The following is a 25287-nucleotide window of genomic DNA, read 5'->3' as shown; positions in this document are numbered from 1 at the left end:
TTAATTTTTAGCTTCTGGCTTTAAAAGTTTTGGTTCTAGTTCCTTAACGTGAGCAGGTGTAAGAGCTTGACATAATTCGTATGAATGAGTTGCAAGAATATATTGATTACTTGGTGACCATTGGTTGATATCTGCAATTATTTGATATTGCCAATCTGGATGAAATGCTATTTCAATTTCATCCATCAGTACAATTGCATTTTCTATATTATGGTACTTTATCCACATATAAATACTCAATCTTTTTAACTCGCCATGACTTAAGTCTTCGGGATATAGTTCTAAGCCATCTTTGTCTAATTTAAAACTGACACCTGATAAATCTGCATCTACATTTATTTTTTTATTAGACAATATTATATTTAAATCATTTATTAGGGTTTTATAGCTATTACCATACTCCCCTTTTTTTATAGCTTCGGCAAAGTCTTTGTCTCTAGCAGACTTAAAGGCTTCAATAAGGATATCTACAGCCAGAAAATCATAGGTAAAAAAACCTGATAGTTTTGATTTCGCTAATTTAAGATTTGAATAGTAGTCAATTTCGTTATCCTGCTTTTTAAATAAGAGTTTTCTAGACTCTTTAGAATTAAAAAGAAAAACTTGTGTAGAAGGAGCCGCAAGAAATATTTTTTGTGATAACTCCTTCATGAAGATTTCTACTTTGTTCATATTTATATCTATATTATTTATCCGGCAAAGTAAAACTTCCTCTTCATCTTTATTCCCATTAGCTGAATAATTACAAATATATAGTAGCTTTTCTGATTGTAAATATTTTAAAACTCTTTGCAATATACGCTCAAGCTGCTCACGTTGTTCATAATATTTTTCCAGATTTAATTTAGATATATCGAGTCTTGTTTGAATTTCATCTCGAAAGTCTTCTATAGTAGATGTATCTGCCTGTAATAATCTTAGTTTAGGAGTTCTAAATTTAAATCTTTGAAGTTCTAACACTAACTCTCTAAATATATAATTTCTATCCTGATTACTCTCAATTTTTTTCACACTATCTAATCTATTAAGAGGTTTCTCTAAATCTTGTATTTCTTTTTCAGTAATTGAGATTTTATTGATAATATTCTCTAATCTATTGGAAGCAGAGAATTGTAGATAATTATCATTTTCAACCTCAGTCTTATCATTGGATATTAATAATTTCCTCAGATAGGAGTCATTGTAAGATAAAAATTCAAGCTGTATAATTTTATCCTCATTCCAGATATCAATTATGGCTAATACTCTCTTGTAATAATTGTTCTTAATCGTAAATCCATCAAGTATATTTTTCACAAAATATTTTTTATCAGAATCAATAGAACAATGCAGTAAAATAAAAATTAATTGCAGAAGTGTACTTTTACCACCACCATTTTGACTACCAAGGGGAAAAATACTAGGGATAAATTCTGGTTCAAAAGTTATATCAACATTCTTTAAAATGCGAAAATCAGGAACTTGAACTCGTAGTAATTTCATAAAAAGCTCCTATTGCCAACTTGATACTAACTATCTTGGATTCTCAAGTAGGGTGGCCAGTGTCCACCCTATTCTTTGAGACTTCCAGATTGAGTTTAACTAAGATAGTCAGACTTAATGCAAAAAATGCCTTATACCATTTCTTTGTGAGGCTGCGCCAAACCCTTTTAACTTCTTTCTTTGTGTCCTTTGCGTCCTTTGTGGTTCGTTTTTCTTTCTTGTACTTAAATATGGTTTAGCGCATCTTCATACAGAATTGGTATTACACCTTAAACTTCTCGGTAATTCGCTTCATTGCCTCTTCGACATTTTCCCGACTATTAAATGCTGAAATGCGGAAGTAACCTTCACCCGCAGCACCAAAGCCAGAACCAGGTGTGCCGACAACGTTGACAGTTTGCAGCAATTTATCAAAAAATTCCCAACTGGATAAACCATTAGGAGTTTTCACCCAAACGTAAGGTGCATTCACGCCACCATAAACTGATAATCCGGCGGCTGTGAGTTTTTCGCGGATAATTTTGGCGTTTTCTAAATAGAAACTAACCAATTCCTTAATTTGCGCTTGTCCTTCTTCAGAATAAACCGCCTCGGCTCCCCGTTGGACGATGTAAGAAACGCCATTAAATTTGGTAGACTGGCGACGATTCCACAGTTTCCACAGTTCGACATCGGAACCGTCTGCGGCTTTTCCTTTGAGTGTCTTCGGTACCACAGTTAACGCGCAACGGGTTCCTGTAAAACCTGCGTTCTTGGAAAAAGACCGAAATTCGATCGCAACTTCTCTTGCACCTTCAATTTCATAAATTGAGTGAGGAATCGATGGATCGGTAATATAAGCTTCGTAGGCTGCATCAAAGAAAATAATCGAGTTATTAGCTTTGGCATAGTCCACCCATGCTTTGAGATATTCTTTGGTAGCAGTTGCGCCAGTGGGGTTATTGGGAAAGCAGAGATAAATTAAATCGACTTTCTTTGAGGGAATCTCGGCGGTGAAGTTGTTATCAGCCGTAATTGGCAGATAAACTAAACCCTCAAACTCGCCTTTATCGTTGGCATCTCCCGTATTTCCCACCATAACGTTAGTGTCTACATACACAGGATAAACTGGGTCAGTAACGGCAATTATATTGTCATGACCAAAGATTTCTAGAATATTGCCTGTGTCGCACTTGGAACCATCGGAGATAAAGATTTCCGAAGCATCTATATCGGCTCCTCGTGCTTGGAAATCATGAGTAGCAATTTTCTCCCGTAACCAAGCGTAGCCTTGCTCTGGGCCATAGCCTTTGAAGGTATTGCGATCGCCCATTTCTTCCACAGCTTTAATCATCGCTGTGCGGCAAGCCTCTGGCAGAGGTTCAGTAACATCACCAATACCCAACCGGATAACTTTAGCATCAGGATTGGCTTCTGCAAAGGCATTCACCCGCCGAGCAATTTCTGGAAACAAATAACCCGCTTTCAGTTTCAGGTAGTTGTCGTTAATAGTTGCCATTATGTAGATTATGAAAAACGCCCTCAAATAGCTTACTGCTAATTTATGAGGGCGGGGAGTGGGGATGAGGAGACAAGGGAGACAAGGGAGATGAGGGGATGAGGGGGACAAGGGAGATGAGGGAGATGAGGGAGATGAGGGGATGAGGGAGACAAGGGGGACAAGGGAGACAAGGAGATAAATAAAACTCCTAACTCAGCACGGGCTAAACGCCCCGCTATCGCTAACAGCACTCCTAACGCCCCATGCCCAATTGCCAATTAGATATTTACTGGCTGTTTATTAGTTTCTGATGCGTAATAAATGTTGCGATCGCCAATTCCCAACTGCGTGATTGATTCTTGTCCTGTAATCAATCTTGCTCCGCGATTACGGGTGAAATAGTTCCATGCCCACTGAATCATTACTACTAATTTGTTGTTAAATTCAATTAAGAAATAGATGTGAATCAACAGCCAAAACAGCCATGCAAAGAAACCTTTCAGCTTGATAAAGCCTAAATCGACTACAGCAGAACTGTGCCCAATCATTGCTAAACTACCACGATCTGTATAAGCAAAGGGTGGCAAGCTGTTACCCACTAGCCGCTGTTGGACTAATGTCGCTACATATTCACCTTGTTGCTTGGCTACAGGTGCAACACCAGGTAGGGGTTTACCATTTTGATGAGAAAAATTTGCTAAGTCGCCAATTACAAAAATATTGGGATGTCCCTTAATACTCAAGTCTGGTTCAACGATAATTCGTCCAGCGCGATCGCATTCAGCATCTGTGCGTTCTGCTAGCACTTTTCCCATTGCCGAAGCTTTCACACCTGCTGCCCATAATACCGTTTTTGAGGCAATTTCTTTAACTTCTTCGCCTTGTTTGAGGGTAACAATATCATTTTCAATATTTGTTACCAATGTTTTTGTCTGCACAACCACCCCCAACCGCGTCAAGGATACTTCTGCTTCTTGTGATAACTCTGGTGCAAAGGGTGGCAAAATCCGATCTAAACCTTCTAAGAGCAAAATCTTGGCTTCCGATGTGTCGATGTTGCGGAAATCATCTTTGAGAGTTTGATTTGCTAATTCGGCGATCGCACCAGCTAACTCTACACCTGTAGGGCCACCACCCACAATTACAAAAGTTAACCAAGCACGGCGTTTTTCTGGATCGGTTTCTTTTTCTGCGGCTTCAAAGGCTGAAAAAATCCGGCTACGCATTTCTATGGCATCTTCTACAGTTTTCAAGCCTGGGGCGAATTCTTCCCAGTTATCTTTGCCAAAGTAGGAATGCTTCGCACCTGTGGCAACAATTAACGTATCGTAAGCTATTGCTTCATCGCCCACAATCACTTTTTGCGCCTCTGGATCGATATTATTCACCTCTCCCAGCAGCACTTTCGTATTCTTGCTCTTGCTGAGTACAGAACGCAACGGTGAAGAAATATCAGCGGGAGACAGGGCACCTGTGGCGACTTGATATAACAGAGGTTGAAATAGATGAAAGTTACGTTTATCAATCAGAGTAACGTTTACTGCCGCTTTGGCGAGTGTTTTTGCCGCATAAAGTCCACCAAAACCACCGCCAACAATAATTACTTGATGGGGTGGACTATTGTCAAGTGAATTTACCATAAGAAATATTATCCGGGATGCCGACTATTGTAACTATTCTTAACAAATTTGTATCAAACTTGTCATCATATATTTTGTATTGTTTTTTACATTTGATTAAAGATTAAAGTAATTAAAACTACAAGAAAAATAAAACTTTTGAAGAGGGTGTGTAGAGAAGTAAGAGCTTGGAATATTTCAATGCCTATTTACTTATGTAAATTTATCAAAGCAAGATGTAGTATTTACGTAACTTCACTCAGAACTAGTTGATTCGGATGTTTGTGTCAAACGTGGTAAATGAGTTCGCCGCCAACGGCTAAAGCCATAAATCAAAGCAGCAAAAATTAACAAATAGGGACTGTAAACAATTAACCAAATACCCAGCTTGAGTAAGCTAATGGAAAATGCACTCAAAGAATGGGTAGAGTTATTCCAGGTTTCCTGTACTTGCAAACCCAAGGCAGGTTGTGGACTGGTGCTAGAAACTGCTGCTTCTATGTTCAGCGTAATAGTCGAATATGCAACTTGATTTTGTAAGCTTTTGAGTTGGGCATTAATTTGTTCTATTGTTTCTCGGACATTACTCAATTGTTGGGCAACACTAAGCACATCTGTAATAGAACCCGCCCGATCCATAATTTTTTGCAAATTGGCTTCAGTTTTCTGGGAGTTAGTTAATCTAGCTTGGAAATCCACGAGGCGATCGCCCACATCTTCGGCAGTGATACTGCGACTATTAACAGTGCCTAATTTAGCCAGTTCTTCCAGGGTAGGTTCTAGCCGATTCTCTGGTATCCGCAATTGGATTGTTGCTGTGTGACGCGAATTGTCGTTTTTGGGTTGTTGTTCTTTCAACCCAATTAAATCCCCTTGCTGTTGATTGATAATTTGCGAAACAGCATCAACAGTCCGATCTACAGAGTTGACAGTCAAAGAAATTGCTGCCTTTTTGATGAGTTGGGGACGAGAACGAGCTATTGCTGTAGGTTCCGCCTTTTGGGAAATCCTGCTTTCACGAGCAGGTGCAGAGGAGGAATTTCCTGCACTATCGGCTGCAATGGGAGGTAAAGCCTTATTTGTTGAGCGATCGGCCGAGGCGCAACTAGTGAAAATCACCCCTCCTAATAATGCACTTATAAATAAAGCAGATGTGCGCGGTAATTTAGTCGAAGCGTACATAATCTATCCCCCAGATGGATGAAGTTAACCCCAGTATTGCTGAAGTAAAACTCAAAGCCTGGATTGTTGCGATTTATGTAACAGGGTTAGTCTCTTGCAAAAGTGCTTTTTGCAAGAGGTGGGAAAAGGTTAAAGGGGAAGGGGAAAATACAAAACCTTTCCCCCTTTCCCCCGCCCCTTATCCCCTTCTTGCGACCCCACCTTCCCCTTTTCCCGACTTCTGCAAGAAGTCTATTGTCATTGGCCATAGTTATTCCCCTTGTTCCCCTGAGTTCAAAGAAATAAATTCAATGATTGACAGTTCATCTCTGGTTACTCAATTTGAGGTACAATCGTAAGTCTGCCAATTAATGACGATGCTTGCTGACAGGAGATGCTTCTATGGCCCGGATGTATTATGACGAAGATGCCAATTTAGACCTTTTGGCTGGAAAAACTATTGCTATCATTGGCTATGGTTCCCAAGGTCATGCCCACGCTCTCAATCTCAAAGATAGTGGTTTGAATGTGATTGTGGGACTATATCCGGGTAGTAAGTCAGTTGCAAAAGCCCAAGCAGCTGGGTTAACTGTGAAGAATGTCGCAGATGCTGCTAATGCTGCTGACTTCATCATGATTTTGTTACCTGATGAAGTCCAAAAAACGATTTACAAAAACGAGATTGAACCCAATTTAGAAGAAGGAAATGTCTTAGCTTTTGCTCACGGTTTCAATATTCACTTTGGGCAAGTTGTACCACCGGCTAATGTAGATGTGGTGATGGTTGCACCAAAAGGTCCGGGGCATTTGGTACGCCGGACTTATGAAAGTGGTGAAGGTGTACCAGCGCTGTTTGCAGTTTATCAAGATGCCAGTGGTCAGGCACGCGATCGCGCCATGTCTTATGCTAAAGGTATCGGTGGTACTCGCGCTGGTGTTCTCGAAACTACTTTCCGTGAAGAAACCGAAACAGATTTATTTGGCGAACAGGCGGTATTGTGCGGTGGTTTGAGTGCTTTAATCAAAGCCGGATTTGAAACTTTGGTAGAAGCTGGTTATCAACCAGAATTGGCTTATTTTGAATGTCTGCATGAAGTCAAGCTAATTGTTGACTTGGTTGTAGAAGGCGGTTTAGCTAAAATGCGCGACAGCATTTCTAACACCGCTGAATATGGAGATTATACCCGTGGGCCGCGGATTGTTACCGAACAAACTAAAGCGGAAATGCAGAAGATTCTCAGCGAAATTCAATCTGGACAATTTGCACGAGAATTCGTTCTGGAAAATCAAGCTGGTAAACCAGGATTTACCGCCTTGCGTCGCAAAGAAGCTGAACACAAAATTGAAGAAGTCGGTAAAGATTTACGCGCTATGTTTAGCTGGTTGAAAAAAGTTTAAGCAAAAGGGTGAGTTGAACTGCTATTGGAGCAACACTAGCCTAAAAGCGAATTGACTTCTGGTAACTCCACAATTAACATTGAATGTTGGGTTTTGCAATCGGACACTCAATCTACAATTATCCTTACAGCTATTTATTTGAAAATAGCTGTAAGGATAGTTTTAGGTGTATAGCCGTTTATCCTATGGGCTTGCGATCGCCGCAGTCTTGCTGAGGGCAATATTCGTCTCTCTTAAACGGCTCTCAGAAATACTGCCTCTCTTGTTAAAGAATACTACAAGCTTCTTTGGAGTATATAACCATGAAGTCGTCTATTGACACACCCATCGGCTAAAATCAGCAAACATCATTTGCTTTGAGTTTTGAGATAATCTGCAATGTACTCTCCATAAGTATCACGCAACATTTGTTCGCGGAATTTGAATCCTAATGTTTTCCCTCGACAAGATAGAGATCCGCACAAGCACCGGGAAACAGAAATTGATTCATATTCAGTGGTTTCGTAGTCCCAACTAAGTTCCTCACCTACTTCGATATCGCCCAAAGCAACGAAGTCATATCCCCCAAACTGATTGTTCCTTATCCCTGTATTTGGCTCGCAAGAATGGTTAATGACAATAGCAGGTTCATCTAGGTTGATATGCAAATTAAAATCCATCTGAACGGAATGACTTGTTCGTTCGGGAACTGCTTCAATGGCAATACCCACTACGACAGTTTCCCCTTGGGCAAATTTTTTGCTAGCAAAAACTCCTCGTCCTTTTGCTGTTTCCTGAATTGTCACATGAGAATTGAGCTTTACAGCTGAAATTGACTCTATTGTAGTCATAGATAAAGACCCACTATGTTTGTTTAAATTTCTTGCGGCTTCCAAATTTCAAACTTGGCTTAGTTAAATTTCACTTTCGAGGTAACAGTCCGTTAACCGCTTTGTACCTCAACTTTTGCTTCCGGCTCAATCTTTTGAGAGCTTTGACTTAGAAGCAGAGCAACTAAGACAAGAATCGCGCCAATTAGACCGCGTATTCCCAGATGTTCGCCAAGTAGCCAAAACGAGAAAATTGTGGCGAACAATGGCTCAAGTGTAAAAAGTAAAGCAGCTTCGTCAGATGAAACCCATTGCTGTGCCATTGTTTGAAGCCAGATAACAGCAGCAGTCGCCAACAGCCCTAAGTAGAAAATCGCTCCCCAGTGCTGGCGAATTACCTCAAACTGGTTAAAGATTTGTGTGTTACTCCAGAGTACCCCTATCGTTGCAATGAACAAAAGTTGAACACTAGTGAGCGTTAAAGTGGGGTGACGAGAGGCGACTCGCTCTAGGAAAAGTATGTAAGCTGCATAGACAAAAGCATCAACGAACATCAATAAATCGCCAATAGCTAGTTCTCCCCCTTCCCAAAACATCACACCAATACCAATCACAGCTACTCCAGCAGCTAGGAAAGTTTTCAAAGGTACGCGCTGACCACTCAGCCATCCCAGCAGGGGGACGATGAGGGCGTTCAAACTGCCAATGAATGCCGCCCGATTTGCTGGTATAGTCTTGAGTGCAATTGTTTCTATAGCTAAGAAAAAGAAAAGCAAAAGCCCTAGTAATATACCATCACGAACTAAAAGTGCATTAATATTACGTAAATTTAGGGTAAAAACCCCTGCTGCTATGACAAAACGACTGGCAATCAATGTACTTGGCGAAAGGTCAGTAACGATGTCTTTAGTTAATGGAAAAGTTGTAGCGCTAATTACATTGACAAGGATAAGCAGCATTATTCCTTTTAAATGTAAAGTATTTTTATTTTCCATTAAACTAATTGATTGAATAATGTTTCTTTACATCCATAGAGAATGCGATCGCATAAAGAATATTGGCTTTGTTGCGTACAGTTAGTGCCTCCAGAATTTATGATTTTTAGTTCGGGAAGTTCTACTAATCCGATTTTCATAATTTTATGTATTTTTCTACATGACAATTTAAAAGTAAAGGAAGTTCGCATTAATTCAATCCAAATTGTATCATTCGCTGTGTTAAGTTTAGGATTTGCGATCGCTAAAAATCCTGGACAAATAAAAATTATATCATTACAGCAGTTTTCATATATTTGAACTACATCTTTTTCTGTGCGGCGAAGAAACGCTCGCAGTATACAGAACAGTAATATGTAAAGTACAAAAGCAACAACTATAGATGCACCAAATGTATAGAAAAAAGAGCTAATTTGTGCGCCAGTTGGTAAAGTCTGAGGTGGTGGTACTACGGTGGTTTTTGATGCAGATTCTGCCGCTTGGGCGATGAGACTATAATTCATGGATGCCTATTTTAAGTATTGCTATTTCAAATAATTTATTGAACAAAAATTGCCAAATTAGCCTTCAGTACTTTCAGTATCAATAGGATTTATAATTCCTTCTCGCAGCAGGGGAGCTGTAAAAATCTTCCGCAGAATGCGTTAAATCTGAAGATGTTTTCCTGGTTTAACTTGTGTCAATGTCCGCAGCAACAAGTTAGACTATCCAAGACTTTCTACTCCATCTACTTGTGTGCCTTCAAGTACATCTGGCTCATCTGCTTTTAACTGCTGTTCTACCTCCTCAATCACTTTGTACACACAAAACTTAATTTACTGCCTAATTTGCCCAAATCATAATTTTTTAGTTGTGTTATGTTTTCTGTGTCATCGCTAATAGACAATTTAATAGTTAAAAATAAATCGGCAAGAATAAACAAACTTATCTTATAAAAGATAAATACACCTGAAACCGTTACAAATTATCAAGTACAAATAACGAATGATCATTCCCACCAGTTAGCTTTATTTGCGTCGCTCTACTTCTATTTTATAACGCTCACAAGAAACATAATTTACGGCTTATTCGTAGGAGGATTGACCTTCTAGAGCATCGATTCAGTAATCAAAAACCTAACCTAACCCCCCAGCCTCCTTCCCTACTAGTACAGCACGGTGTAAATAAACAACGCATTCCAAATCAACGAAACGCTTACGTTGTCCTCATTTTTAATTTTTTTATTTTTAATTTTTTTTAATTAACGGCACTACTAAGGTGCAGCAAAACTCCCCTCTGGGCTTGCCTAACGGCAATCTGACGCCAAGGTCGAGAGATTGGGGGAGAAGTTCTTCTAGGATTACTGAATTGGTATTCTAGGTTATAAGCATTGCCCATAACCCACCATACACATATAGCGCTTCTCGTTTGGATGCAATACCTGACGATACATACTAGTAGCACCGCAATGCTGTAACCCTACGAGCGCCTGTATTTCACCCAAGCAAGAACTGCTATAGTTGAGTAATATCATATCCAAATATAAAAATAGGCAAAACATTCAGTGAGCCTATTGCCTTCCTACGCAAATAAGTTTTCCAAAATCAGATTCCTATGGTATGTGACTTCGGCATATTCTGTTAATCTTTGATATCTTGAACAATCCGAAAACCAGCGTGTTGATAAAAATTGGGACGGAACCAGTTGCGATAATATTTTAAGGCTTCTGTACCATTAGTTATCCAACATCCGCCTAACATCATCTGATGTTTATCATCAAAAAAGATGGCAGAATTATCTTCATAAAGAAAATGAGGTTGATATCCTGTAAGAGGGTTTAAATTCTCACTTAACCATTCCCAAACATTACCGCGCAAATCGTACAATCCAGAATAACTTTTGGCTGTTTCTAACATGCCGACGGGGCTAGGTGAGCCAAATTTGAAATTGACATTATAATTTTCTACATCATCTAATGAACTATTACCATAAGTAGCTAAATGGTACTCGGCTTCACTCATTAAACGATTATCTTTACCTTGCCAACGACAATAAGCCATTGCTTCGTAATGATTAACTTCCACAGGCCAATCGAGGGGTAAGTCAATTTCATCAAACATGGCTCGATATTTATAGCTACCATTCTCATGTAGCCAAAATTTGGGCTGTTGAATATTGTATCGAGTTTTCCAATTCCAAGATTCTTCATCCCAATAGTTTTGATTTTCGTAACCACCAGCCTTGACAAAATAGATAAAATCGGCATTGGTAATCAGATATTTACTGGCGAAAAAAGATCCAACTTCCACAGTGCGATCGCCATAATCAATATCCCATCCATAAGTCGAGTCATCAAAGGCTTTTCCGAGTTTTACTACCCCACCAGCAACTTCGATCATTTCGTTCTCAGGAGTGTAACCATTAAAAGGGGCATATTGCCAATTTTGGGGACGTTTCACTCTCTCTATTGGCAGTTGGCGAATTAACATCGACGTGGTTTCAATGTGAATACGCTGGTGTTCTATCCCCATCATTAAAGCCCAAAGGGGATGAGTGGAATGAATTGGCAGAGTAATTGGGGTAGTTTGAATCAGTTCGGAAATTACTGAATATGCTTGTTCTCGATACTCCCAAGTCTGTGCAACTTGCGGCCATTCCAAATGAGCGATCGCTTCATTCAATTCCTCAGGTTTTTCTGGATCTACTCCAATTTCAAACAAAATTTCATAGTCGGGATTGATGCGGTTTTTTAATAATCCCACCCGGATTAATTTATTGATGTAAAAAACAGCTGAATGTCCTAGATAAAAAATTAGAGGATTTCTCAAAGGATCGGGATTTAGATAAAATGTCTCTTCCCTAACCAGACTTTTCAATAAAATATCTTCCAGTTCCCAAGCATTCTCAAAGTAATCGAGGATAACTTGGTTATTGCAACTATCAAGTTTTGGAGGTTGAGCAGATTGTAGATTATTCATGGTGTGACTAAATTGCTGTTATGGGACGACGAAACTAATTAATTATAGGGTGTGTTAAACCTAACACCAGAGACGGAGAGTGTTAGGTTTCTTTACCTTACCTTACCTTACCTTAATTTCATCTACGAAATATTCTGCTTTTGCAAAATCACTAGTTCATGGTTACAGCTTTTTAACACACTAATTCTTGTTTTTAAAACTTCTTGCCATATCTTCATTGCACAATAATTTTTGATAGGGTTATAATAAGCCATCATCTTCTACTCTGAGAACAACAGCAAAAATACCACCTGGCTTGAGAATCCGAATCAGTTCTTGAAAGCTTTCTAAAGGAACTTGGTTGCGAGTAAAAACTCCAGTTGATACTAAAGCATTAAACGTATTATCAGCAAAAGAAAGAGTGTTACCCAACTCTTCAAGATGCAAAGCATTGTATATATCTAGGTCTTTTAATATGTCTAAAGACTGTTGGCTAATATCGAGACCTTGGAGGTTTTTTGAACCGTAATAACTGAGTTCTCGACCTAATAACCCTGTACCACATCCAAAATCTAAAATCAGATCGTCTTTTTTTAAATACGATATTAAAGTGTAAGCAACATGCTTGAGTAAAATCGTCCAACCGTTATCATAATGTTCCTGATCGTAAAATGATACCCAATTATCGTATTTTCCTCTTATACCAATTTAATGTGAAGTTGCAGATATCTCGATCGCCCTAAATCCCCCTTCAAAAGGGGGACTTTGATAGATATTTTTTTGGTTCCCCCCTTAATAAGCTACGGTGTATACACAAGTCTGAAATAGCTGATTAATCAGGGTTTTACCCCACCCTAACCCTCCCCGTATGTATTGGGGAGGGAACTAGATTTTCCGGTTTCCCCCCAATATATCGGGGGGATTAAGGGGGGTAATTCGACTTGTGTATATACCGTAGCCTTAATAAGGGGGGTTAGGGGGGATCGAATTCTATGCAGCTTCATAAAGAATTGGTATTACTTGTTCGATGTATTAAGTCCGATCGCTTATCTGAAAATTCAACGCATGAATGGAGTACGCCGCACTTTAAGAGATGCTGATCCTAAAATAACAACGGTGATGCAGGTAGCCCACCAATGGGGATTTTGCAGCACTGGACATTTTTGCAGAGATTACAAAGAAATGTTCGGTGAGTTGCCATCAGAAACATTAAAGATCTCCAGAAATGAATATAGAGACATAGCAATGCTACGTCTCTACATTCATTTTCGGAGATGTCTATTAAGAGTTAGTCTGAATAAGCGTTTGTAGTGAGGGATTTATTGCTTCTTCAGGATTATTAGAACTAAGTTTTATTAATTTGATTTCGATTAATGTCTGTTATGAATGTCGTGCAACTAATTTAGAGAAGCATACGGCGATGCCTTCACAATAGGCATCGCGGATTTTAGATTTAATCTAATCTAAAATCCCAAATCGATTTAACGATTTACCGCCGCAGCTTCTCGTGCTGCTGCTGCTTGATCTGGGTGGATACCCAACCGGGTGAGATTAATCCGACCTTTGTTATCAATTTCGCGCACTTTGATAATCACTTCATCGCCCACCGCTACTTCATCCTCAACTTTGCCAACGCGGTAGTCAGCTAGTTGAGAAATGTGGATCATGCCTTCTTTTCCAGGCAGGAATTCCACAAATGCACCTATTGGTATAATCCGAGTTACCCGTCCTGCATAGACATCACCTTCGTGCAGTTTTCGGGTCATGCCTTGAATGATATTACGTGCTTTCTTGGCCTTGCTCTCATCCACAGCCGAAATTGTCACGGTGCCGTCATCTTCAATGTCAATTTTTGCACCAGTTTCCTCTGTGATGCCCTTAATAGTCTTGCCTCCAGGACCAATGACCAGACCAATCATATCTGAATCAATCTTGATCGTTAACAAACGTGGAGCATAGGGCGAAGTTTCGGTACGTGGCACATCGATGCAAGCGAGCATTTTCTCTAAAATGTGCAACCGGGCTGATTTGGCTTGGTGGACGGCTTGCGAAATAACTTCCAAAGACAAACCAGGGATTTTCATATCCATTTGCAAGGCGGTAATCCCGGTATCCGTCCCAGCAACTTTGAAGTCCATATCGCCTAAAAAGTCTTCAATCCCCTGAATGTCAGTGAGGACTCGCACTTCGTCTCCTTCCTTAATCAGACCCATTGCTGCGCCACTGACGGGTTTGAGAATTGGTACACCTGCATCCATAAGGGCGAGGGTGGAACCGCAGACTGAACCCATTGAGGTGGAACCATTGGAAGAAAGTACTTCGGAGACAACGCGAATTACATAAGGGAATTGTTCTTTTGTTGGTAGCACAGGCAACAGCGATCGCTCTGCCAATGCCCCATGACCAATTTCACGCCTTCCTGGAGTACGCAGTGGCTTAGTTTCCCCGACTGAGAAGGGAGGGAAGTTGTAATGGTGCAAGTAGCGCTTTTGCTGATCTAGTTGCATGTCATCGTTGAGGTTTTGAGCATCCCCAGGTGTACCTAGAGTACAAGTGGATAATACCTGAGTTAGTCCCCGATTAAATAAACCGCTGCCGTGGACTCGCTTTGGTAATACCTCGACTTGACAAGAAACTGGACGCACTTCATCAAGTTTGCGACCATCAACTCGGACGTTATCTTCGATGATTTGTCGCCGCATAAAGTGTTTGGTAATATCTTTAAAAGTGTTACCAAGTGCTTTGCTATTTGCAGTTGCAGCAACTCGAATTGGGTCTTCTTGTGGTAGGTCGGCGATGGTCGTGGCAATTTCATCCTTGACGACATCTAAAGCTGCATCGCGTTCGGGTTTGGTGAATTCAAATTGTGACAAGATTTTCTTAATCTGACCACTGGCGCGATCGCGGATATAATTTTCCAGCGTCTGGTCTACTTCTGGTGGTGCTTCTTGCACTATTACTAGACCGAGTTCTGCGACTAAATCTTGCTGCGCTTTGATTAAGTCCCGTACCGCTTCATAACCAAAGTCAATTGCCTCGATAATATCTCGCTCGGGCAACTGATTGGCTCCCGCTTCCACCATGATCACACCATATGGTGAACCCGCTACTACCAGATCTAAGTCTCCTGCTTCAATTTCTGCATAAGTAGGGTTAATAATGAAATCATCTCCGACTAAACCAACTCTTACTGCTGCCATTGGCCCATTAAAAGGAATTTGGGCAATGAGAGTGGCGATGGAAGCACCTGTTACTGCTAGGACATCAGGCGGTACTAACTCGTCCATTGATAGCGTTAAAGCGATAATTTGTAGGTCATCGCGCAACCATGATGGAAACAGAGGACGCAGGGGACGATCTATCAGACGGCTGGTAAGAATTGTTTTTTCTGGTGGACGACCTTCTCGGCGCATGATTCCTCCAGGAATCCGACCAGCGGCATATAGCCTTTCTTCGTAATCTACTGTAAGGGGAAGAAAATCAATACCTTCTCTGGCTTGCGATCGCGTAGCCGTCACTAAAACGGATGTATCCCCTGATTCTATCAAAACCGACCCACCTGCCTGGGGAGCTAGTAGGCCTACTTTCAGTCGAATATCCCTTCCATCGAAGGATATTGACTTATCAACTTCTGCCATTCAGTTTTTTTCCCTTCTCTTTCGCTATTCTCTTTCTGTGGCAATCCTAACATTTATGCCCTATGGCTGACTTGTGGTACATACAAAGTTAACTGATGACTGTTGACGGTTAACAGTCATCAGTCATCAGTTAACGGGATCGATTGGCGTCGTTTAATGTAAAGTGCGATAAAAGATCAACGCATCTACCATATGGTAATTTTCTAGTATTGCAGCACCAGGAATGCGCCCAACGATTTCAAATCCTAAAGACTGCCAAAGTGTAATTGAAGGTATATTAGTTTCAAAGACCAAATTGAACATTACAGCCTCGTAGCCAAGGTTTGCTGCTATCAACAGCATCGCCTCTCCCATAAACCGCCCTATACCCTGACCCCGTAAACCAGCTTGTACAATAAAACCAGCGTTGCAAATATGGCTACATCGACCGGGAAAGTTTGGCTTTAAATAAAATGCCCCGAATATTTCTTTTGTCTTATGTGTACCATCTTCTGATGTCCTGACAACAAAGGCATCTTTGCTCAACCAGTAAGCTGAAAATTCTGATTGAGATAAAGGTTGTATTTGGGGATAAGTTTTACCTTCAACAATCACATTATTTAGTATTCCTCTTACCACCTCCTCCTCTTGAGAATGCATATAATCTAGTTCGACTTTTAGTCCATTTTTTAAAACTTTAACCAAAGGAAAATTCATTATTAATAATGTTGAATCATGAATTATTAGCCCTTAATTATAATGTAATATTTGCCTGATAAATATTCTTATGGCAAAAATTTAAACAGTAAAATACTAGAGATTGAAATTATTTAAGTTTACGAGATTTGAGCAGTTAGAAAATGGCGATTTTACACGGTAATTGGTTACTAAAAAATGAGAATGGTTGTTTATTTATTTGGGGGGAAACTTGGCGATCGCCGCGAGTGAATTTAGAGTCGAGTGAATCTGGAGACATACCACTACATCCATTGGCAATGACATCAATGGAGTTAAGCGAGTGGTTGCGTTTCCAGAATATGCCAATTGCCAACTTCATCCAGCAGCCCCAAATTGCTGTAGCAACAACTGGGCGAACGCGCAAAGCCGCCAGTAATACTGAGATCGTTTTCCCCACTGACTCCCAAATCATTGCCCTACCAACTTATATCCCAGAAGGCAGTAGCAAAGGAACAGCAGGAATTTTCCCCGTACATTCTGCCAGCTTGGGGCTAGAAGAAGACTCGCCGCAATATTTACAACCCTGGCGAGTTGAGGGTTTTTGTCTCAACCCCAGCGAAGCAGCAAAATTTCTGGCTGCTGTTCCCTTAAATGCTGCTAAAGGAGAAGATGCTTTTTTAGGAGGCGATTTACGCTTTTGGTCGCAGGTTTCCCGCTGGAGTTTAGATTTAATCTCGCGGTGTAAGTTTTTACCAACCATTGACCGACAATCAGACGGTGCATTTGTTGCTAAATGGGAAGTACTTCTAGACAGTGCTGTAGATGGAACTCGCCTAGAAAAATTTTCTGAGAACATGCCTTTGGTTTGTCGGACTTATCAGGAGAAATTGGGGACTGGGGAGGAATTTTCCCAATCCCTACTTTATGTAGACTTACCATCTGAACCTCAAGAATTGTTACTGGGATTTCTCAACAGTACGATAGATGCCCAAGTGCGATCGCTGTTCGGTTCTCAACCGCCAATTGAAGCTAAGGCAATCGCATCTTTACCAACTGCGGTGCAAAAATGGTTACAAGGTTTAACTACTGCATCAGGTACAGTCAATGCAGATGCAATTGAAGTAGAAAGACTAGAAGCCGCACTCAAGGCTTGGACAATGCCGCTACAATACCAATTAACTCTTAAAACTCTCTTTCGTACCTGCTTTCAGTTGCGTTCTCCTGAGTCTGGTGAAACCGATTGGACATTGGCATATTTCCTGCAAGCGGCTGACAATGCTGAGTTTTTGGTCGATGCAGCAACTATTTGGAACAATCCAGTTGAACGATTGGTGTATGAAAATCGGACAATTGACCAACCACAAGAAACATTTTTGCGAGGGTTGGGCGTAGCTTCCAGATTATATCCAGCGATCGCACCCAGTTTTGAAACGGAATATCCTCAATCTTCTCGTCTTACGCCCATCCAAGCTTATGAGTTTATCAAAGCTGTAGCCTGGAGGCTGGAAGACAGTGGTTTGGGAGTAATTTTGCCTCCCAGTTTAGCGAACCGTGAAGGATGGGCGAATCGTTTGGGTTTAAAAATTACAGCGGAAACTCCAAAGACAAAACAAGGACGCTTAGGGTTGCAAAGTCTGTTGAATTTCCAATGGCAATTGGCAATTGGTGGACAAACTATTTCCAAAGCCGAGTTTGATAAACTTGTGGCTTTAAATAGTCCCCTAGTAGAAATTAACGGTGAGTGGGTGGAATTGCGACCCCAAGATATTAAGACAGCCCAAACATTTTTTACCACTCGCAAAGACCAAATGGCGCTTTCTCTGGAAGATGCTTTGCGTTTGAGTACAGGGGATACCCAAGCAATTGAAAAGTTACCAGTGGTTAGCTTTGATGCATCTGGGGCATTGCAAGAGTTGATTGGGGCGTTGAACAATAATCAGGCGATCGCACCTTTACCCACACCAACAGGCTTTAAAGGACAGTTGCGACCTTATCAAGAACGTGGTGCTGCTTGGCTATCCTTCTTGGAACGTTGGGGCTTAGGCGCGTGTCTCGCCGACGATATGGGACTCGGTAAAACCGTGCAGTTCATCGCTTTTTTGTTACATCTTAAAGAACAGGATGCACTAGAAAATCCAACACTGTTAGTTTGTCCAACTTCGGTTTTAGGCAACTGGGAAAGGGAAGTCAATAAATTTGCACCAAGCCTGAAAATTTCGCAATATCACGGTGATAAACGCCCAAAAGGTAAAGCGTTTTTAGAATCTGTTAAAAATCACGATCTCATCGTCACTAGCTACTCACTTCTTCATCGAGATATCAAGTCATTACAAAGTATTTCTTGGCAGATAATTGTTTTAGATGAAGCCCAAAATGTGAAAAATCCAGAGGCGAAGCAGTCAAAAGCTGTTCGCCAATTATCAGCGACATTTCGCATTGCTTTAACCGGGACACCAGTGGAAAATAGACTCCAAGAGTTATGGTCTATTTTAGATTTTCTCAATCCTGGCTATTTAGGCAATAAGCAATTTTTCCAGCGTCGGTTTGCCATGCCAATAGAAAAGTATGGTGATACGGCTTCTTTGACTCAATTACGTTCATTAGTTCAGCCATTTATACTGCGGCGATTGAAAAGCGATCGCGACATCATTCAAGACTTACCAGATAAGCAAGAAATGACCGTATTTTGCGGTCTGACTGGCGAACAAGCTGCACTTTATCAACAAGTTGTAGAGCAATCTTTAGTAGAGATAGAATCTGCTGAAGGATTGCAACGTCGAGGGATGATTTTAGCTTTACTAATTAAACTCAAACAAATCTGCAATCACCCAGCCCAATACTTGAAACAAGGGACATTAGAGCAACATCATTCCGCTAAACTTCTGCGGCTAGAAGAAATGTTAGAAGAAGTTTTAGCAGAAAGCGATAGAGCTTTAATCTTTACCCAATTTGCTGAGTGGGGTAAATTACTTAAACCTCATTTAGAAAAACAGCTTGGCCGAGAAATATTCTTTTTATATGGCAGCACAAGCAAAAAACAACGGGAGGAAATGATCGACCGTTTCCAACACGATCCCCAAGGGCCACCGATTATGATTCTTTCCCTAAAAGCAGGTGGAGTAGGATTGAATTTAACACGAGCAAATCATGTATTCCACTTTGATAGATGGTGGAATCCAGCCGTGGAAAATCAAGCGACAGATAGAGTATTTCGGATTGGTCAAACCCGGAATGTGCAAGTACATAAATTTGTTTGTACTGGCACTTTAGAAGAAAAAATTCATGACATGATTGAAAGTAAAAAACAACTAGCTGAACAAGTTGTAGGTGCAGGTGAAGAATGGTTAACTGAAATGGATACAGACCAACTTCGCAACTTACTATTACTTGACCGCAGTGCTGTAATTGACGACGATACAGAATAAGTTCGTAGTCAGGACTTTAGTCCTTGATTTGAGGGCTAAAGCGCTCACTACGAACTCATAAAATTAATGATACAGACTACTAAGTTTTTGAATTGATTATGACTAATTACACATTACAAGCAAGTCGAGAATGGTGGTCACAACAATGGCTAGATTTGCTAGATTCATATCGTTTTAAAAAGCGTTTGGAACGTGCGAGAAACTATGCTCGTCAGGGAAACGTTTTGAGCATTGAGTTTAAAGGTGCAAAAGTATTGGCTAGGGTACAAGGTAGTGAAGTAGAACCTTATAAAGTTTCCCTTTCTCTTGAACCTTTTAGCGATGAGCAGTGGGGTTATGTCATTGAAACCATGTCCCAAAGGGCAATTTTTGCTGCCAAACTTTTAGCAGGAGAAATGCCACAAAATATCGAAGAAGTCTTTACGGCTAATGGTCTTTCGATATTTCCTTTTACTCTTGGTGATGTCCAGAGTCAATGCTCTTGTCCTGATAAAGCAAATCCCTGTAAACATATTGGTGCAATATATTATCAGTTAGGCGATCGCTTCAGCGAAGATCCATTTGTACTATTTCAATTACGCGGACGCACCAAAGAGCAAATTATCAGCGATTTACGGCAGTTACGGAGTCAAAAAATTGAAGCCGATATCTCAGAAACGCCCGATATTCAACAGTCACCTCCTCATAGTAAATACTTGGTAAAAATTGACTCTTTCTGGCAATATCATGAGCCGCTAGAGTCATCCTTGGTAGTGATTACACCCTCCAGTAGTGAGACGATATTAGATGTATTGGGCTCAGTTCCCCTAGCAAAGGAAGAGGAAAACGCAGTAAATCCAACTTCCAGTGATTTGGTAATGAACTCTTTGAATAAAGTTTACAGAGATGTCAGCCAAAAAGCTTTTATGGCAGCGATGAATGTGGGAGCAAGTTGATGATTTCGTAGGTATAGGGCATAGAGGCATAGGGGCGGGGAAGACATGGGAGGGGGACAAGGAGATAAACAAAACTCCTAACTCAGCACTCAACACGGGCTAAACGCCCCGCTATCGCTAACAGCACTCTTTTGCCCCATACCTAAAATCTCAAGGATAAAGACCCCTGTCAGTCAGCGCTTGGGCAACTCTACCTACTCCTAGAGTGTAAGCTGCTAACCTTAAAGAGATTTGCCGCTTCTGCGACTGCTGAATCACATGGCGGTAAGCCTGTACCATCAAATGTTCCATTTCCCTATTAACGCGTTCTTCATCCCAAAATAGGTAGGAAAGACCCTGCACCCACTCTAAATAACTCACTACTACGCCACCAGCATTAGCCAAAATATCTGGTAGCACTATCACACCCCGCGCTTCTAACGCCAAGCTAGCCTCAAGAGTAACCGGACCATTAGCCGCTTCTGCAACAATCTGCGCTTGTATTTGATTTACATTTTCTTCAGTGATTTGGTTCTCCAAAGCAGCTGGTATCAAGACATCGCAGGGTAAAGTTAATAAATCTGCATTACTAATTGCTACTGCTTCTGGAAAACCCGCAATACTCTTGCGATTCTCTGCGGCATAAGCTTTTAACTTGGGAATATCAAGACCGAATTCGGAAAATACTCCTCCTGCACCCGTGGAAACAGCTATAATTTTCGCTCCAGCTTCGTATAGTAATTCAGCTGCGGCACTGCCAACGTTACCGAAGCCCTGAATAACTACTCGCACTCCCGCCAAAGATTTACCTTGGTCTGCTAGCGTCTCACGGACAATAATCATTACACCGCGTCCGGTGGCCATTTCCCGTCCCAAAGAACCACCAATGGAAAGCGGCTTGCCAGTCACAACACCTGGTACAGCATGACCGACATTCACAGAATAAGTATCCATCATCCAAGCCATCTCACGGGCTGAAGTACCCATGTCTGGTGCAGGAATATCTACAGCAGGCCCAATATCTTTAATCAACTCGCTCATATAACGACGGGTGATCCGCTCTAATTCGCCAACACTATAGCGTTTTGGATCTATGGCAATACCTCCTTTACCACCACCGTAAGGAATACCTAACAATGCACATTTCCAGGTCATCAGCATTGCTAGGGCTGATACTTCCCGCAGTGTCACAGCTGGGTGGTAACGAGTTCCACCTTTGTAAGGACCTAAGACATCGGAATGCTGCACCCGATGTCCAGCAAGAACTTGTATTTCCCCATTATCTAGTTTGACTGGTATAGAAACTGTGACAACTTTACGCGGATGGCTAAGAATTTCCAACAATCCTTGGTCTAACCTTAATTCCTTAGCTGCGGCCTCTAGATAACTACAAGCTTGATCGAATGGACAAATATGCGCTGGAGAAGCTGCTTCCAACGGCAAAACAGATGTTAAAGTCATAAAATTTTCTCCTAATCACGGTATCTTTGCGAACCGGATGTCATATATTGCCTAGCTTATCCTTTTTTTTGAGAAAATAGGAATTTTGTAGTTTTTGTTACAGTTTTATATTTTCTACTATGTTATTAAAATAACAATTTTTTACCTTGTTAAGGCGATCGCTGCATTCTGCCCACCAAAGCCGAAACCCAAACACAAGACCTGGCGAATTTTACTGACACGTGCTGCTCTCACAAAGTCCAAATCAAACTCTGGTTGCTGCAATCCCACACAAGGCGGTAATATTTGATCCTTTAGAGCCATTAGAGAAAAAGCCACGCCTAAGGCTCCTGATGCTCCTAGTGTATGACCGGAACTTCCCTTGGTGGAACTAATCGGCACGCCTTGGGGAAACAAACGTTGGATTACCATACTCTCCATTCGGTCGTTTAGCTGGGTAGCTGTGCCATGAGCATGAATATAATCGATATCCGTTATTGATAGACAACTACGTTCTAGACATTGTTCGATCGCGGCGATCGCACTTTTTCCCTCAGGTTCCGGTGAATTGCTATGATATGCATCGTTAGTTAAGCCGAAACCAAGAATTTCACCATAGACTTTTGCTTGACGCTGCTTTGCCAACTCTGCTGATTCTAAGACAAACACAGCGGCGCCTTCGCCCAACACCAAGCCTTCACGGTGCAAATCAAAAGGATAAGCTCCAGTTTTTGCCAAAGCACCCATCTGCTGAAACCCTGCTAAAGTCAGGGGTGTAATTGGTGCTTCCACTGCGCCAGCGATCGCTTGTTGACATTCCCCAGTTTTTATAAGTAAAGCTGCTTGAGCAATAGACCAAATTCCTGTAGCACAAGCTGCCATTGGTGCTAACACTATCCCAGATGCACTAATTTGTCGCGCAGCTGCGATCGCATTCATGTGAGGCAATATATTCAGCCAATTTTCTAAAGAGGACGCTCTGACACGTGCTATGGCTTCCAAAGACGCCTGATAAGATCGACTCGATCCAATGATTACAGCACAATCAGCTAAAGGTGGAACTAAGCCAGCATCTTGCAAAGCAGAAGTAACAACCAGCTCAGTTAGCATCGTCAACTCAGCTGGTTGTTGACCAATCAAACCTAGAGGAAGTGGTGTAAGTTCTAGAAATGGTTGACGTAATCGAATTCCAGATTTACCTGCTAGCAAATTTTGCCAACTACCCTCTAAGCTTCCACCCAAAGCGGAAACTAGACCAATACCAGTGACAAGAACCTTCACGACTTTCTAATTTGGGGGGATGAGGGGGATGAGGAGGATGAGGAGGAATAATAATCGTTTGTTTGCTCCCTTACTCCCTTATCTCCCTTACTCCGTCATTTCCCGGGTATTTTCAGATTTTCTGCACCTTGGGTAACTTTAGCAGAGTCAATGCGATCGCCTCGCTGAATTTTGTTAACCACATCAAAGCCTTTAGTGACATAGCCAAATACGGCGTAGTTACCATCCAAAAATCCTATATCGGCTAAAGCAAAGTAAAACTGAGAAGAAGCGGAGTCAGGTTGTTCAGATCGTGCCATTGCCACCGCACCTTGCTTATGGGGCAATACGACGGGTTGAGCAGTAGCATCAAATGGTTTATTGTAAATCGGTGTATCTGAACCTTTTGGCTTGATTTCTAAAGGTATGTAGCGAATATTTCCTGTTTTTGGGTCAATATAACTACCTGTTCCCAGTTGTTCTGCCGGAAATTTCGGATCTTTGCTTTGGGGATCGCCCCCTTGAACTACAAAAGGTTGGGGTTTTTCCTCAGTTCCGCGCTCAACTCGATGGAAAGATAAGCCGTTATACACGCCCTTTTGCACTAAATCTACAAAATTACCAGCCGTAATTGGAGCATTAGTGCCGTCTACTTCGATCGTAATCGGTGAGCCTTTAACTGTAAGCACCACAGTCGCCTTGCCTTCGAGCCGTGGTAAATCTGTGATTCCAGGAATGTTCTCATTAGTAGTTTGAGATACAGATGTTGCTTCAGTAGTTGTCTTGATGGTTCCCTCACTGGTGGTCGACGTAGCTGTGGATGTTGGAGAAGAAGCATTAGAAGCGACTTGCTGTGTCGAACATGCTCCCAACATCAAGGCACTAGCGATCGCAAAAGAAAGCAAAAATTGTGAAATTTTCAACCGCATTACTAGTTACTGATTCAACTAGAGTATCTTATCGTTTTGATGGGTATTACTGGGGATTGGGGACTGGGGAATTGGGTACTTGCGACTGGTAATTGGGCATTGGGAAAAAGGAGGCAGAAGGCAGAACGCAGGAGTTCTAAAATGCTTGAATTTTGTTAGCGCAGTGTTAGCGAGTCCGCGTACTCTGTAAGAGTTGCAAGCTACGCTTTTAGCGTCTCGTAGAGAGCGTCATTTTGAATTTTGAATTGATTTGTCCCCATTCCCCAGTTCCCAGTCCCCAGTCCCCAGTCCCCAATTCCTTAAAGTCCTTCTAGGGATACTCCTAAAAAGCGGGCTAACTTTGCACCTTCTGTTTCCAACTCTGTTAAGGATAAAGGTTGTCCTACCCGTGTTAAGGGTATATCTCGGCGACCCTTAACGCGTAGATAGAGGGCACGACGGGGATTAAGACCTTCTTTGACGGCTATTCGTACAGATTGTACGTCTTCTATCCTGCCGTCAATTTCAATTCGGCGGTTTTTGCCAGGAAATCCCCAACGAAATATTTTGATTGTGCTAGTTTCTTGATTAAATTCGTTGTAACCGCCCCCTACATCCCATAAAATTACTAACCACAGGTATGTGGCTAGTAGCAATCCAGCGGTGCCATATAACCCCATTACTAGTCCTTGGGGAACGAATATCAGTTGAGTTGGATCGCTAACTACGAGTAAATTAATTTTTAGATAACTGGATATACCAGCCAGTAAAAAGCCCGTTGCTCCCAAGGTAACGATAGTTGCCCACGAGTAGTTACTGAACCGACGAGAACCGAGAACGTTTTGATGCAGGAGGCGATCGCCTTTGTTAATCGTTGTTGATGCCGTCATTTAACTACCTTGACCTGTGAGATACTCTCTTTAAAAGTCTGCCATTGAATCGGGATATATTGCAACTGGATTAGGGACTCGGGATACTTCTGTGCGAGAGGCTGCGCCAACGACAAGCTCAGTGCATCGCTGGAGACTGGGAAAGAATTTTCCAATCTCTAATGCCTAATGCCTAATCCTCAATCCTCAATCCCAATTATTTAGATTTCTGAGAAAACTTGTGTCAAATTGTAAAAATTCTGATATTGATATTATTAATATACATTCGTGTTCAA

Annotated in this window: 19 protein-coding genes; 4 read left to right on the top strand and 15 right to left on the bottom strand. The window is 41.4% G+C overall.

Annotated features, from left to right (window positions below; translation table 11 throughout):
- From ACFG4S_RS21325 to ACFG4S_RS21310, 4 genes are all read right to left on the bottom strand, one after another.
- A complete protein-coding gene (locus ACFG4S_RS21325) occupies positions 1-1482 on the bottom strand; it encodes an AAA family ATPase (protein ID WP_392531010.1) in 1482 nt (493 codons plus the stop codon).
- 262 nt (positions 1483-1744) lie between these two features.
- Positions 1745-2980: an LL-diaminopimelate aminotransferase gene (locus ACFG4S_RS21320; protein WP_392531009.1), complete on the bottom strand. Its 1236-nt coding sequence runs from the start codon at positions 2978-2980 to the stop codon at positions 1745-1747.
- 260 nt (positions 2981-3240) lie between these two features.
- Positions 3241-4602, bottom strand: coding sequence for an NAD(P)/FAD-dependent oxidoreductase (locus tag ACFG4S_RS21315; protein ID WP_392531008.1), 1362 nt, complete (start codon positions 4600-4602; stop codon positions 3241-3243).
- A 234-nt stretch (positions 4603-4836) separates the two neighbouring features.
- Positions 4837-5763, bottom strand: a complete 927-nt coding sequence (locus ACFG4S_RS21310; protein ID WP_392531007.1) for a DUF4349 domain-containing protein — start codon at positions 5761-5763, stop codon at positions 4837-4839.
- Positions 5764-6144: 381 nt separating this feature from the next.
- Here ACFG4S_RS21310 and ilvC point away from each other — a divergent pair, with 381 nt between their 5' ends.
- Positions 6145-7140 carry a ketol-acid reductoisomerase gene (gene ilvC, locus ACFG4S_RS21305; protein WP_392531006.1) on the top strand — a complete coding sequence of 332 codons (996 nt, stop codon included), beginning with the start codon at positions 6145-6147 and terminating at the stop codon, positions 7138-7140.
- A 347-nt stretch (positions 7141-7487) separates the two neighbouring features.
- Here ilvC and ACFG4S_RS21300 read toward each other — a convergent pair whose 3' ends face one another.
- From ACFG4S_RS21300 to ACFG4S_RS21280, 5 genes are all read right to left on the bottom strand, one after another.
- The gene (locus tag ACFG4S_RS21300; protein WP_392531005.1) at positions 7488-7970 is read right to left on the bottom strand and encodes an SET domain-containing protein; all 483 of its coding nucleotides are present in this window, start codon (positions 7968-7970) and stop codon (positions 7488-7490) included.
- A gap of 92 nt (positions 7971-8062) precedes the next feature.
- Positions 8063-8908 (bottom strand): DMT family transporter, encoded by an 846-nt coding sequence (locus ACFG4S_RS21295; RefSeq protein WP_392531004.1) that lies wholly within the window; start codon positions 8906-8908, stop codon positions 8063-8065.
- A gap of 35 nt (positions 8909-8943) precedes the next feature.
- Positions 8944-9447, bottom strand: coding sequence for a hypothetical protein (locus ACFG4S_RS21290; protein ID WP_392531003.1), 504 nt, complete (start codon positions 9445-9447; stop codon positions 8944-8946).
- Positions 9448-10563: 1116 nt separating this feature from the next.
- Positions 10564-11901 (bottom strand): 5-histidylcysteine sulfoxide synthase, encoded by a 1338-nt coding sequence (ovoA, locus tag ACFG4S_RS21285; protein ID WP_392531002.1) that lies wholly within the window; start codon positions 11899-11901, stop codon positions 10564-10566.
- A 240-nt stretch (positions 11902-12141) separates the two neighbouring features.
- Complete coding sequence (locus ACFG4S_RS21280) at positions 12142-12516, bottom strand: class I SAM-dependent DNA methyltransferase (RefSeq protein ID WP_392536046.1); 375 nt, start codon at positions 12514-12516, stop codon at positions 12142-12144.
- A 384-nt stretch (positions 12517-12900) separates the two neighbouring features.
- Between ACFG4S_RS21280 and ACFG4S_RS21275 the strand changes: the two genes are divergently transcribed.
- Entirely contained in the window at positions 12901-13191 is a 291-nt protein-coding gene (locus ACFG4S_RS21275) for a helix-turn-helix domain-containing protein (protein WP_392531001.1), read from the top strand.
- 170 nt (positions 13192-13361) lie between these two features.
- On the opposite strand, the gene ACFG4S_RS21270 is transcribed toward ACFG4S_RS21275, so the two are convergent.
- A complete protein-coding gene (locus ACFG4S_RS21270; RefSeq protein ID WP_392531000.1) occupies positions 13362-15518 on the bottom strand; it encodes a polyribonucleotide nucleotidyltransferase in 2157 nt (718 codons plus the stop codon).
- Positions 15519-15671: 153 nt separating this feature from the next.
- Complete coding sequence (locus tag ACFG4S_RS21265) at positions 15672-16214, bottom strand: GNAT family N-acetyltransferase (protein ID WP_392530999.1); 543 nt, start codon at positions 16212-16214, stop codon at positions 15672-15674.
- A 143-nt stretch (positions 16215-16357) separates the two neighbouring features.
- On the opposite strand from ACFG4S_RS21265, the gene ACFG4S_RS21260 reads away from it, so the two are divergent.
- Complete coding sequence (locus tag ACFG4S_RS21260) at positions 16358-19600, top strand: DEAD/DEAH box helicase (RefSeq protein WP_392530998.1); 3243 nt, start codon at positions 16358-16360, stop codon at positions 19598-19600.
- A 98-nt stretch (positions 19601-19698) separates the two neighbouring features.
- On the top strand, positions 19699-20535 hold the full coding sequence (locus ACFG4S_RS21255) for an SWIM zinc finger family protein (protein WP_392530997.1): 837 nt from the start codon (positions 19699-19701) through the stop codon (positions 20533-20535).
- A gap of 150 nt (positions 20536-20685) precedes the next feature.
- Here ACFG4S_RS21255 and ACFG4S_RS21250 read toward each other — a convergent pair whose 3' ends face one another.
- The 4 genes from ACFG4S_RS21250 to ACFG4S_RS21235 all read right to left on the bottom strand — a co-directional run bounded on the left by ACFG4S_RS21250 (position 20686) and on the right by ACFG4S_RS21235 (position 25012).
- On the bottom strand, positions 20686-21975 hold the full coding sequence (locus tag ACFG4S_RS21250) for a Glu/Leu/Phe/Val dehydrogenase (RefSeq protein WP_392530996.1): 1290 nt from the start codon (positions 21973-21975) through the stop codon (positions 20686-20688).
- Positions 21976-22116: 141 nt separating this feature from the next.
- The gene (locus ACFG4S_RS21245; protein WP_392530995.1) at positions 22117-23235 is read right to left on the bottom strand and encodes a beta-ketoacyl-ACP synthase; all 1119 of its coding nucleotides are present in this window, start codon (positions 23233-23235) and stop codon (positions 22117-22119) included.
- Between the two features lie 95 nt (positions 23236-23330).
- Positions 23331-24143 carry a peptidylprolyl isomerase gene (locus ACFG4S_RS21240; protein ID WP_392530994.1) on the bottom strand — a complete coding sequence of 271 codons (813 nt, stop codon included), beginning with the start codon at positions 24141-24143 and terminating at the stop codon, positions 23331-23333.
- Between the two features lie 299 nt (positions 24144-24442).
- Positions 24443-25012, bottom strand: coding sequence for a photosystem I assembly protein Ycf4 (locus tag ACFG4S_RS21235; protein ID WP_392530993.1), 570 nt, complete (start codon positions 25010-25012; stop codon positions 24443-24445).
- Positions 25013-25287 lie beyond the last annotated feature (275 nt).

This window comes from Nostoc sp. C117 (assembly GCF_043099735.1).
Classification (GTDB): Bacteria; Cyanobacteriota; Cyanobacteriia; order Cyanobacteriales; family Nostocaceae; genus Nostoc.
Note: the sequence above shows the minus strand (reverse complement) of the source record. Positions and strands in the feature narration are given on the sequence as shown.